The organism is Achromobacter sp. AONIH1 (assembly GCF_002902905.1).
In the GTDB taxonomy this organism is placed as follows: domain Bacteria; phylum Pseudomonadota; class Gammaproteobacteria; order Burkholderiales; family Burkholderiaceae_B; genus Achromobacter.
Map to the genome: position 1 here is coordinate 2,400,765 of NZ_CP026124.1, position 12,733 is coordinate 2,413,497.

The window sequence follows — 12,733 nt, forward strand, 5'->3', positions numbered from 1 at the left end:
GGCGCCTTAGATGCCGAAAAAAGGGGGAAAGGCATTGCGTATAGAGCCTTGCCTTGCCTCCACACCCTGAAGGATCCTGTTAACAAACGGGTTCGAAAGGGTGAATGGAATGGATGCCAAGGGGAACGGGCCTACCCGAAAAAGGAAAAGGCCCGTTGTAGCTCACTCCCTTGAGGTCCGCGATGTTTAAACTGTTTCAGAGAAAGCCACCAGTAGTACCCCGCACCGAAGTGGCAGTTACGGCCGAAACGGTCAACGGATTCACGAATCCAAAGGGAGCAGCGGTGCTGCTCGCCACGCCACGCCGCCAAAAGCTGCTCGAGCACATCTGGCAACGTACTTCATTGCCGCGGGGAAAATTCGCCTCGCTCTATCAAGTACCGTTGGAACGCTACGCCGAACTAGTCCAGCAGTTTCCTGCATCTGAAAGTCATCATCATGCCTATCAGGGAGGCATGCTCGATCATGGTCTTGAGATCGTTGCATATGCCCTAAAACTTCGACAGTCGTATCTACTGCCCACCGGTTCAACACCAGAAGACCAAGCCGAGCAAGCCGAAGCCTGGACTGCGGCGACAGCCTATGCATCCCTATTGCACGACATAGGTAAGCTTGCAGTGGATCTGAGCGTCGAGCAGTCAGATGGCGCCACGTGGCATCCCTGGCATGGGCCTTTGCAGTTACCGTACCGATTTCGGTACCGCGAGAATCGTGAGTACCGCTTACATAGCGCTGCGACAGGACTGCTATACAACCAACTTCTCAATCGAGAAATTCTCGATTGGCTCAGTGGGTATCCGGCGCTGTGGTCGGCGTTGCTGTACGTTCTGGCCGGACAGTATGAGTATGCTGGTGTTTTAGGTGAGCTAGTCGTACAAGCAGACCGCGCTTCAGTGGCACAAGAACTGGGCGGCGACCCTGCACGAGCAATAACAGCACCGAAACATGCCCTTCAGCGCAAGCTGTTGGATGGATTGCGTTACCTAGTCAAGCACGAGCTAAAACTGAACCAGCCGGAGGCTTCTGACGGCTGGATAACTCAAAATGCCTTGTGGCTCGTAAGCAAGACCGTTTCCGACAAGCTCCGCGCACATCTGCTATCTCAAGGCATGGATGGCATTCCATCCAATAACACTGCCATCTTCAACGTACTTCAAGAGCATGGCTTATTGGTTCCTACAAAAGATGATCGGGCAATCTGGCGTGCAGTAGTCAATAACAATGCTGGATGGTCGCATAGCTTTACTTTGCTGCAGATTTCGCCCGCATTGTTTTGGCAACCCAACGAACGCCCCGCATCATTTTCAGGAACTGTGACTACTCTCGATGACCAGGAGGACATCGACGCAGCGATTCCTTTGCCGTCCACAATGACAGCACTACCGGCCCATTCCAACGCTACCGCATACTGGACCGCAACCGATGATGGGGAGACTGAATCAATTGATGGGCAGAACTTTCCCGACACACAAGCGGTGGATGATCTGTTGTCAATTTTCTCTTCCCAAGAAGAAGGGGCTGCAGAAAATTCGTCACCACGTCCAAAACAGTCTCCCTCATGCGATAAGCCGTCAGTGTCATCTGAAGAGAGATCATTCCAACAGCCTCCTAGCCCCGCCACTCTGCCTTCAGCAAAGCACTTTATTTTCTGGCTAAAGCAAGGCCTTCAGTCGCACAGAATTCTTATAAATGACGCGAAGGCCCTTGTGCATACCGTCGCTGAGACCGCATATCTCGTTAGTCCAGGTGTATTTCAGCGTTATGCACAAGAGCATCCAGCGATTTCATCAATGGCAAAAGCAGAAGAACAGCAGAATTGGCAATGGATTCAAAAACAATTCGAGAAACTTCAAATCCACCGCAAGCAGCAAAGCGGATTGAATATTTGGACATGTGAGGTAGTTGGCCCACGGCGGTCACGGAAACTGCATGGTTATCTACTGGATGACCCCAAGCAAATATTTAACGAATGCCCCCCGAATAATCCGTACCTCCAAGTGGTGTGACAGATGTACTTTGGTCGCTGCGAACGGTTGGATTCACAGCATTCGCGAATACAGCCTTCTGTCCCAGCACAGCGCGCTGCCCTGTAGAGGTCGAGGCCGAATCCGTCGCTGTGCCAGAGAACCTAAGCGGTCACTCAAGCCGCATCGAACGGACGCCGTGACATCAATGCAAATACCCCCCAGCCCAGATACTCACGGGAGTATGTGACATGACGCTCCGGCTCAGAGGTCAGTTTGGAGCGGACCATCTCAGTCAGCTCATCCTCAGGATTCGCTTCAAGCCATCGGCGCATGGTGAGCCATTTGGCGGCCTCGTAACGATCCCAACCATCTTGATTGGCCAGAACCATTTCAACAACGTCATAGCCAATCTCGCCGAACGAGGCGATAAGCCTTGGAAGCACAAGAAAGTGGGAGATCGAGTAGGCGAGACATCCCTTGGCCACGTCCTCCGTCGGCGGCAACTGCCGCCAATAGGGCTCACCTATCAGGACGACTCCTCCACTCCTAAGGCTTCGCGCTAGAAGCTCGATAGTGCCGGCGACTCCTCCGCCTATCCAGGTAGCTCCTATGCAAGCAGCCACGTCAACCTTGTCCTCGGAAACATAGCCAGCTGCATCGCCATGGATGAACTTAACCTGTTGAGCTACGCCCAGGTCTTGAGCGCGCAGCTTTGCTTTTTCAGTGAACAACGGGCTCATATCAATGCCAGTACCCACGATGCCATAATCACGAGCCCAGGTGCACAACATCTCACCGGATCCGCTACCTAGATCAAGCACTTGCGTCCCTGCTTCAAGACTCAATGCCGAACCCAACGTGGCGAACTTGTCGGGGGTGAATGGAATATGAATGCGGTGCGCACTCTCCATAATGCTGAATATTCGAGGAATGTCCATTCTTCTGTCCAAGGTTCAAGTAACGATGGAATAGCCGCCGTCAATATAGTGCACTCCACCTGTGAGGTTCCCTGCCGCGGGTGAAGCCAGAAACGCGGCCATCTCCCCCACATCCTCAATTGTGGCCAAGCGATGCGTTGGTGCTTGCCTGATAACACTCTCCATCAGCTCATGAAAATCATCTATGCCGGATGCGGCCCTTGTTGCTATAGGTCCTGGCGAAAGGGCGTGCACACGGATACCTTTTTCACCAAGTTCCGCAGCTGCGTAACGCATGGCGCATTCAAGCGCAGCCTTTACAGGCCCCATCATGTTGTAGGTTTCAACTACCCGATTCGCACCAAGAAAAGAAACTGTGAGACAAGTTCCACCGTTGGTCATCCGTGACTCTGCCATGTGAAGCATGCGTAGAAAAGAATGGACGGACACGTCCATTGCTTTCGAGAAACCGATCGCAGAACAGTCGATTAATCGACCATTTAAATCATCTTTTGGTGCAAAGGCAATTGAATGCACCAAAGTGTCAAGCTTCCCCCATCGTGTATCAATTTCAGAAAAAACCTCTTCCAGTTGATCGGGATTGGTGACATCCAACGGCAGCATGATCTCCGCGTCCAATTGCTCAGCAAGAGGCCGAACGTACACCTCCGCCTTTGCATTTAGCCAGGTAACTGCCAACTTAGCTCCGCAACGATGCAGCGCCTTGGCACAGCCCCACGCAATAGAATCTTGATTGGCAATGCCTACCACGAGAGCGCGCTGCCCCTTTAATGAACTCATGCTCTGCAGCCCCTTCGAAAATATCAACGGAATAGTCGTATAGGATCGTTTTCTTGACAGTTTTCTAAAGTACAGAAAGCATCAAAAAAAACACCCTGATACCAGGAAATCGGCCAGCCGCAGTTTGATCTTGAAAAAGCGCAGATACTTGAAGTGCGACGAATGACCGAAGACCTAACTGTGTGGAGGCTCTGAGAAAGCACTGACGTCATTGGCTCCATAGCCCTTTGGGTGCTCCACTTCGGAAGCACGCTCCTTGACATAATTTCCAGGAGCGTCCCCGCAAGGACGATAGCCTTTGCCTACGGTCCCAATCCTTGGTGGCTTGACGGGAGTCCCTCCCTGACTGTTAAGCCAATCCACCCAAGCGGGCCACCACGAGCCCGTGCGGCTTTGCGCAATCTGACGCCATTCGTCTGGAGCTTGGTAGGGAGTACGTGCGAGGCGTCTATGTATCAGGTACTCGCGACGTGGACGCCCCGGCTCACTGACAATACCGGCATTGTGCCCCCCGTTGGTGAGCACAAAAGTGATCTCTGCCTGGGAAAACAGGTGCAACTTATAAACGGACTGCCACGGAGCAACGTGGTCAGATGTCGTACCCACACAAAATGTCGGTAGGTTGATGTCTCCTAGCGAAACAGGGCGCCCATCCACCAAATACCGTCCTCCGCTCAGATCATTGTTGAGATACAAACGCCGGAGATACTCAGAATGCATACGTGCTGGCATGTTGGTGGTGTCGGCATTCCATGCCATCAAATCGTTCATCGGCCGACGATCTCCCAGCATGTATTCATTGACTATGCGCGACCATACAAGCTCGTAGGAGCGCAGCATTTGAAATGCGCCACTCATTTGACGGGCATCGAGATAGCCTGCGACAGCCATGTGAGCTTCGAGAAGCGCCAACTGGCCCTCGCTTATGAATAGCCCCAACTCACCAGGCTCACTGAAGTCGGTCTGAGCCGCTAAAAGCGTGAGTGAAGCCAGGCGTGTGTCCCCATCCCGTGACATGGCCGCAGCTGCGATAGACAGAAGCGTTCCCCCCAGACAGTACCCTGCAGCATGAACCTGGCGCTTCGGAACTATGGCGTTGATCGCCGAAAGAGCAGCTTGGATACCTAGCACTTGGTAATCCTCCATGCTCAGTTCTCTATCTTCCGATGAAGGATTTCGCCAAGAGATGCAGAAAACCGTGAATCCCTGACCGACCAGGTATCTAATAAGTGAGTTACGTGGCGACAGATCCAAGATGTAGTACTTCATGATCCATGCTGGAACTATCAGAAGCGGCTCTGAGTTGACCTTTTCGGTAGTAGGCTCGTACTGTATTAATTCAATCAGACGATTTCTAAGAACTACTTTCCCCGGCGAAACGGCCACGTCTCGGCCGACTTGAAAGTTCTCAGCTCCAGGCGGGAGACCTCCAGAAACGCTGCGATTAAAGTCGTCCATTAAGTTGGAGAGTCCACGCAAAAGGTTTGCACCATTTTCAGCGCGCGTTCTCTCCTGGACAACTGGGTTGAGAAAACCAACATTGAATGGCGAGAGGGCGTCCAACCATTGCTTCGTTGTAAATTCGACAATACGTTGTGACTTCGGATCAACTCCCCATATTCCCTGAGTTGCCTCTGCCCACCAGCTCGACTGTAGCTGAAACGCTTCGCGAAAAAGGCTGTAGGGAAACTCATTCCAAGCGGGATCAGTTAAGCGCTGGTTTTTGGAGATGGGAAGTTGAGGCAACGGATCGCCTTGAGCCACATGAATGCAAGACTGCATGATTAAATCTGACAGATGCCTGGTCTGGTCATCCCCCAACTTAATCAAATCATTCAACTTGGCCGGACTTGATGCGAGATGTAGAGACCAGTCCATCCAGGCAAGCAATCCTGATTCAGGTGAAAAATTCGACCAAGCTTTCGCCCATGCTGCATGGAACTCACCGTCATCTTTTTTTGAATGCGCATCTTTGTCGTTTTGAGCCATAAATTATCTCCGCGCGCTTGCGGTTCTGCTGACAAATAAATACCTAGAGCGCGCCGAGGTTAAATTAGCGACGCGTTTGATATCATGATTTTGTAACTAACAAATCGCCACACCGGCCCACTGAATTCCGATGGGTTTAGGCAGAAAACTCTCTGAAACCTCAGTGGAATTTTTTATTGTTCTTGCAGCGCTGGCGGATTTACCATCGCCGGATGGGACTGCCGAACCAGCAGAACTGGAACAGGTGCAAGGCGCGCGACTTGTTCTGCATCACTGCCGATGAGGACACGGTCCAGCCCTCTACGGCCATGAGTGCCAATGACCACGACATCACAACGTGTGGTCTCGACCTGCTTCACTATCAAATCAGAAACGCGCTCGCCCTTACTGACAATCAACGTTGTCTCGACAGCGATCCCATCTTGCCGCAAGCGGGTCGCAGCTTGGTCAAGCATTGCCTGACCTCTGGACAAGAACCCCGGAAATACTTCGTCGATGTAGACCTTTGGCGGCTCAAAGCCGCTGCTGAGTCTCAGTTCCTCGATCACGTGCAAAAGAACGACCATGGCACCATTCGTTTTGGCTAGATCGGCGGCATGCTCCATCGCGTGATGAGAAGTTTCACTGCTATCTAGGGGAACCAGTATTCGCGAGTACATAGCTTTTTTCCAAGAGTTAGGACGATAAAATGGCAAACGCAGCAGGCAGCGAACATGGCGTGCGGCCACCCATTCTTCATTGGTCGGTTCGACGCCTACGACGACTCGGCTATCTGCGCATGAGATCACTCGCGAATTGAGGGCGTTTGCTTGTTCATCAATCTTCACCCCAAGGTACTCAAGGTCACGGCAGACGCGATCACGAATAAAGTCGTTGTGCTCACCAACTCCAGCAGTAAAGATCAATAGATCAAGCCCGCCCAGAACGGCAACTAAAGCGCCTATCTCGCGAACAATCCGTCGCACATAGAGATCTAGCGCCAGGCGTGCGCGTTCACCGGCCTCGCCGGGATCAGACTCATGCTTAAGAATTACTCGTGGCTCTGCCGATACGCCGGAAAGACCTAGCAAGCCGGACCTGCGAAACAGGACATCATTGACTTGGTCAAGCGAGAGCTTGTCGTTACTCATCAAGTAAAGAACGGCACCAGGATCGACAGCACCTGTACGCGTCCCCATCATCAGTCCGTCAAGCGCGGAGAATCCCATGGTGGTCGCAATGCTCTCCAGATTTAGCATGGCGCATAGGCTTGCACCATTTCCGAGGTGCGCGACAATCGTGCGCCCCCGGGCTGTCTGAGGATATTGCTCGGCCAAAGTCGTCGACATGAACTCGTACGACAAACCATGGAAACCATACCGGCGAACACCGCGCTGCCAAGCTTCATATGGGAGCGGTAGCACCTGTTCGAGCTTTGGTATGGAATGGTGGAACCCCGTATCGAAGCACGCTATTTGCGGAATCTCAGGGCGCTCACGCAATAGATGTTCTATGGCTTCAACTGTGACTGGCTGATGTAGGGGAGCTAATGGAATGAAACTTTTCAAATCAGCCAACACATCAGCGTCAATGCGTACCGGCGCAAAGTACTTGCTTCCACCATGGACCACTCTATGCGCTATGCCGCATAAGCCTCGTCCGTTCAGTCGATGAAAGACCTGCTCAAGGATATGTTCCAACGCATCGCGAAACGGGTGCTCAGTGCTGAGATTGATGCGATACGGTGCCGTCCCTGTCTCACCAAAGTCCGGACGCTCCTCTCCTATACCTTGAACCTTCCCGTTCCAAAGTGGTTTGCGAGGGATAACCGGAAGCGACGCATCGAATACAGCGAATTTGATGCTCGATGACCCGCAGTTAAGGACGAGAATTAGAGCGTCTGCGATCTGACTCATAAAAAATCAAGCCTCTAGAATATGGGTGAACAAGAAGAGCTTATTGCTGATGCATGGAACCATCAGTGTCATGACTTTGCTGTGCTGGATAGTGGCGCACTCACGGCGGTGAGTTGCCGTAATAGGCGGCCAGCATCACGGCGATGGCACATGAGGAGATTCTTGCCTCGCGAGAGTCCGCGCGGCTGGTCAGCACGATCGGCACCTTCGCGCCAATAACGATGCCGGCGCTGGCCGCATCCCCCATGTACTCGATTTGTTTCGCGAGCATGTTGCCGCTCTCCAAATCGGGGACAACCAACACGTCTGCCTGTCCAGCGACTTCGGATCGAATCCCTTTGATTTGTGCTGCAGCTGGCGACACGGCGTTGTCGAGAGCCAATGGGCCGTCCAGCACTGCGCCACTGATTTGGCCTCGGTCTGCCATCTTGCACAGCGCGGCGGCTTCGAGCGTGGCAGGCATTGATGGATTAATGGTTTCCACTGCAGCAAGTATTGCGACGCGAGGCCGCTCAACACCAATGACATGCGCCAGATCAATCGCGTTTCGGATGATGTCGGCTTTATCCAGCAGACTAGGCGCAATGTTGATTGCTGCATCAGTGATGATGAACGGGCGTGGGTAGAATGGCGTCTGCATCAAGAAGCAATGGCTCACGCGGCGCTTAGTACGAAGCCCCGCTGATGAAGTCAGCACCGCAGCCATGAGCTCGTCGGTATGCAGGCTCCCCTTCATCAAGGCTTGTACTTCGCCCTGTGCTGCCATCTTGACTGCCTGTGCCGCTGCGGCATGACTATGGGGGACGTCAACAATGGACAGGCTCGTCAGATCGAGCGCTGCTTCAGCGGCGATGGCATGTAGTCGTGCCGCAGGTGCCACCAAAACCGGCTCGATCAAACCAGCCTTATGCGCGTCCAATGCTGCAGATAAGCTCAAGGCATCGCAGGGATGTACAACGGCTATCCGGATCGGACCGAGTGGCCTTGCATAGTCGATAAGCGCCTTCGAGCCTGCCTTTGCGCTCGTCAATAGACGCACTTCCGGCAGCGCTGTGCGGTCAACCACAATGTGTTCGCGCGTAGCGGTGATTTCGGCTTCGCCTTCGATCACAACGACTCCATCCTGATTAACGCATTGGCAGTCAAGAACGACACCTAGGTCAGTCGGATCAAGGCGAAGAATCTCTACAGTTACTCGTAGCGAGTCTCCAATCCTGATGGGCTGCAGAAACTGTAAGTTCTGACGTCGATAGGTCGAACCAAGGCCAGGAAGGCGAGTGCCCAGGATTCCGGAGATCAGTGATGCTGCCCACATGCTATGAGCAACAACACCTTGAAACTGGAGAGACATATCAGACTTCGGATCAGCGTTGGGCGGCTCGAAGCCACCGGACTGCAGCGCGAAGAGCTGAGCGTCCTGAGCGGTCAGGGTGCGTTCGATGCTGGCCACATCACCAACAGCCAACTCATCGAAAATCTGATTGCGCAATACGGAGACATCTTGCATCACGACCGTCCTCTACGATTTACCGGCACTCGCTTGGCGGATGGTTGTTTGACCTGAGCCTTAGGTTCTTGCTGAGCAGGCGATCTTGGCGCTTTAGGTTGCGTAATTACTCGTTGAGAAGCGGCCTTTTGCTTTGGCTTCCGCAATGCATCAAGCACTGGGGCGTCGATTGCCTTGGGTATCGGACTCTCAGACGGTGTAACACTTGAGTTGCGTTGTTCCGCCGCAACGTTAAACACCGCAAGCATGCGTGCAAGCGATGTTCGTTCGTCGTCGGAGAGTTCGGTTTCAGCGAGATGAATCATCTGCTCAACAGATGAAGCCAATGCATGGATTTCATTCGCGTTGGCGCTTACGAGCAGTGTTGGGATTGCGGCGATGGCCGCATCCATGTCATATGCCAGCAGCAGCGCCTGGCCACGCACAAGGCGGCGCCATTCGGCCATGTCGTAGCGTTCATTCTGAAGTCGCTCGTCGCTCAGCTGTGCAGCATGGCGATAGCGTGTCGCGTTGCCTTCGGTGCGATTGCGCAACACGTAGAACAGAGCGCGCAAGCCGGCTTCCAGCAAACCTCCTTGCGACATACGAACCTGAGCTTGGGCTAGCTCATGCTCCGTGAAATCACGGTGTTCTGGCGAGTCACCAGGATGTGGGCGAATGCTCTCGTCATCTAAATTTCCCTGTGCAGCAAGCGCTTGAACCCATGACGAACCATAGATACTTTCGAAGATCAACGCCTGAAGCTGGTCTCGATGGTCTCTATAACGATCCAGCATATATTCAATAGATCCCGACATCTCCCGTTCGGCGACCAGGAACGGGTTGGCGTCATCTACTGGGTGGCGCTGTTCTTCAATCTGCTGCGCAGTTTTCTGGATGGTTCCAGCCAATGGATGGGCGCTAGACCACCAGCCGTAGGACAGTCGCAGTGGGTGGAGTGCTTGCATCCACTGTGCCGAATAACTCGATGCACATGCCTTTACCCAGGGCTGAAGGAAATTCCGGTAAAGACCAAGATTGATATTGGATATCTGCTCTGCGGCAGCGAATCGGCGGTCACTTTGCGGATCTGGTTTAACGACAGACCGAACCTCATCCACGCTGCTGGGCCGGATGAGCATTGTGAAGTTGCCATCGGCAGCGACATCTGACTTCTCCGTGTCCACCACGTCTGCACGGTAAACCCCAGCAGGAAGCAGGTCGATGATGTCGATACCTGCAGTAAATTCGCGGTGTTCCTTTCTTCCCACGCTGCCTGAGACGAAGATGCCGAGATGACCAATGCTCTCATGCGTTGCGAACACAATGGTCTGATCATGGCTCAGTATGTCGGAGTCATCTCTATAAAGATCTGTGATCCAACCCAGCGCCTGTGGTGGTGGGGTTATGTTGTCCCCGTACGAGCAGAAAACCACAATGGGTGAGCGGATGTTGCGCAGATCAATGCGCATGCCGTCTGAGGTGATAATTTCTGCCGAAGACAGCTTGTTGCCAATGAACAAGTTGTCCACGATGTATTGCATCTCCACATCGTTGAGAAAAACGTACCCGCCCCAGTATTTCTCAAAACTCAGATAGCGCGATGCTTCGGTATCTACATTGGCGTACAGGTTGTACTGCTTACTCCACCATGTATTGGCGGGGTTAAGGCTCTCGAAATTGCGCACCAGCCAAGCACCATCGAACCGACCAGCTCCCAGATCGCTTGTCAGAGCCGTCAGCCAGCTTCCACCTAGCAAGCCACCCGCATATCGCATCGGATTGTTGCCCGCCCAGTATGAAAGTGGCGTACCTGCCACGATGATGGGGCCGAAAAGGTCCGGCCATAGTGCGGCCGCCATGAGAACCTGCCAGCCGGCCTGGCAATTGCCAATCACAGCAGGCTTCCCTACGCTCTCGGGATGCAACTCGCTCGCCCTACGCACGAACTCAGCATCAGCGCGAGTGACATCCTCGATGGTTTGACCCGGTACTGGATCTGGAAGGAAACCGACGAAGTAGCACGGATGACCAGCCTTCAGTGCCGCGCCAATTTCGCTGTCGGGTTTAAAACCTCCGATGCCTGGGCCATGCCCCGCGCGCGGGTCGAATACTACGAAAGGGCGCTTGCCCTCGTCAGTCGGTTGGTCGATGGTTGGCAGGATGCGCACCATCACGTAATTGACCGGCCGCGGAAGATCCAGGCCGGACATTACGAACTCGCTAGGAAAGTCCAGAACGTTGGGAGTTTCTTCGAGCAGATGCGCTCGGTACTGATCACCCCGTTGTCGCCGAACATCGCTGTACAGGATCGCCCTTTGCCATGCATCGACCGTATACGTTGCCGCGGCCTGCGTCAGGGCCCAGGGACTGCTCATGAGCGAGGTCCACTGCTGAGTGTTGAATGTTTCATTGCTCATGAGAATTTCCTAGGTCCGGTCCGTTGGTGGAAAGTGCGCGTTCAGTGCCGTTCGATTGCCAAAGCGATACCTTGGCCTCCGCCAATGCACAGCGTTGCCAATCCTTTGTGGGCGTCTCGACGGATCAGCTCATGCACCAGACTTACGAGGATGCGAGCGCCTGATGCTCCGATCGGGTGTCCCAATGCGATCGCTCCGCCATTGACATTGACTTTCGACGCATCAAGTTCCAGGTCATGGGACACAGCAAGCGCTTGAGCGGCAAATGCCTCGTTGGCTTCGATCAAGTCCAGTTCATCAAGAGTCCAGCCGGCCTTTTCCAACGCACGCCGAGTTGCCGGGACAGGTCCGATCCCCATGATGGCGGGATCGACACCTGCGGTTCCCCATGCCTTGATCCAAGCCAGCACCGGCAGCCCCAGAGACTGTGCTTTGTCGGCGCTGGCCAGCAGCAGCATTGCTGCGCCGTCGTTGATCGTCGAGGCATTGCCAGCGGTAACGGTGCCGTCCTTCATGAAAGCGGGTTTCAGCTTGGCAAGAGCCTCCGCCGTCGTACCTGCGCGTGGTTGCTCATCGGTGTCGAACTCAATGGGATCGCCTTTGTGCTGCGGGAGGCTCACCGGCGTGATCTCGTCCTTGAAACGGCCTGCAGCGATGGCGGCGGCAGCTTTGTCTTGTGAGGCGGCGGCGAAGCTATCCTGTTGAGCGCGCGTTAAGCTGAATTGCTCCGCGAGATTCTCCGCAGTGATGCCCATGTGGTAGTTGTTGAATGCATCCCACAGGCCGTCTTGAATCAGGCTGTCCTGCAACGGCGCATGCCCAAGCCGCAGCCCTGTTCGCGCTTTAGGCAAGACATAGGGTGCGAGGCTCATGTTTTCCTGGCCGCCCGCCAGAACCAACTGGGCATCGCCCGCTTGGATGGCTTGCGCCGCCAACTGAACCGCCTTAAGGCCCGAACCGCATACCTTATTGATGGTCAGTGCTGATACCTGATGCGGCAGTCCGGCAGCAAGCGCAGCTTGGCGCGCCGGGTTCTGGCCGCTGCCGGCGGTAATCACCTGCCCGAGAATGACTTCGTCGATCTCTTGGACAGCCACACCGGTGCGTTGCAGGATGGCCTGAATCAAAAGAGCTCCAAGTTGTGGAGCAGGAATGCCAGAGAGACTGCCTTGGAAACTGCCAATGGCAGTACGTGTAGCTGCAAGGATTGCGATATCCGTCATGTTCCGAGCCTTGTTCAAATTGGTAAAAGCACTGC

At 54.0% G+C, this 12,733-nt stretch carries 8 protein-coding genes and 1 pseudogene; 1 reads left to right on the plus strand and 8 read right to left on the minus strand.

What is annotated here, in order from left to right:
* The first annotated feature begins 182 nt into the window (after positions 1 to 182).
* Positions 183 to 2,006, plus strand: a complete 1,824-nt coding sequence (gene mobH, locus C2U31_RS11085; protein ID WP_070414155.1) for a MobH family relaxase — start codon at positions 183 to 185, stop codon at positions 2,004 to 2,006.
* 134 nt (positions 2,007 to 2,140) lie between these two features.
* Here mobH and C2U31_RS11090 read toward each other — a convergent pair whose 3' ends face one another.
* The 8 genes and pseudogenes from C2U31_RS11090 to C2U31_RS11120 all read right to left on the minus strand — a co-directional run bounded on the left by C2U31_RS11090 (position 2,141) and on the right by C2U31_RS11120 (position 12,698).
* Positions 2,141 to 2,905, minus strand: coding sequence for a cyclopropane-fatty-acyl-phospholipid synthase family protein (locus C2U31_RS11090; protein WP_070414154.1), 765 nt, complete (start codon positions 2,903 to 2,905; stop codon positions 2,141 to 2,143).
* A 15-nt stretch (positions 2,906 to 2,920) separates the two neighbouring features.
* Complete coding sequence (fabI, locus tag C2U31_RS11095; protein WP_070414153.1) at positions 2,921 to 3,685, minus strand: enoyl-ACP reductase FabI; 765 nt, start codon at positions 3,683 to 3,685, stop codon at positions 2,921 to 2,923.
* A gap of 174 nt (positions 3,686 to 3,859) precedes the next feature.
* Positions 3,860 to 5,674, minus strand: coding sequence for an alpha/beta hydrolase (locus C2U31_RS11100; protein WP_070414152.1), 1,815 nt, complete (start codon positions 5,672 to 5,674; stop codon positions 3,860 to 3,862).
* A gap of 173 nt (positions 5,675 to 5,847) precedes the next feature.
* Complete coding sequence (locus tag C2U31_RS30970) at positions 5,848 to 6,333, minus strand: universal stress protein (protein WP_175441880.1); 486 nt, start codon at positions 6,331 to 6,333, stop codon at positions 5,848 to 5,850.
* A 39-nt stretch (positions 6,334 to 6,372) separates the two neighbouring features.
* Positions 6,373 to 7,569 (minus strand): annotated as a pseudogene (locus tag C2U31_RS11105) (acetate/propionate family kinase); the annotation flags it as partial.
* 100 nt (positions 7,570 to 7,669) lie between these two features.
* Positions 7,670 to 9,076, minus strand: a complete 1,407-nt coding sequence (locus C2U31_RS11110; protein ID WP_070414151.1) for a bifunctional enoyl-CoA hydratase/phosphate acetyltransferase — start codon at positions 9,074 to 9,076, stop codon at positions 7,670 to 7,672.
* Positions 9,076 to 11,475, minus strand: a complete 2,400-nt coding sequence (locus C2U31_RS11115; RefSeq protein WP_070414150.1) for a DUF3141 domain-containing protein — start codon at positions 11,473 to 11,475, stop codon at positions 9,076 to 9,078. Before C2U31_RS11115 ends, C2U31_RS11110 begins: the two co-directional genes overlap by 1 nt.
* A 41-nt stretch (positions 11,476 to 11,516) precedes the next feature.
* Positions 11,517 to 12,698 (minus strand): acetyl-CoA C-acetyltransferase, encoded by a 1,182-nt coding sequence (locus C2U31_RS11120; protein WP_070414149.1) that lies wholly within the window; start codon positions 12,696 to 12,698, stop codon positions 11,517 to 11,519.
* Between the last annotated feature and the right edge of the window lie 35 nt (positions 12,699 to 12,733).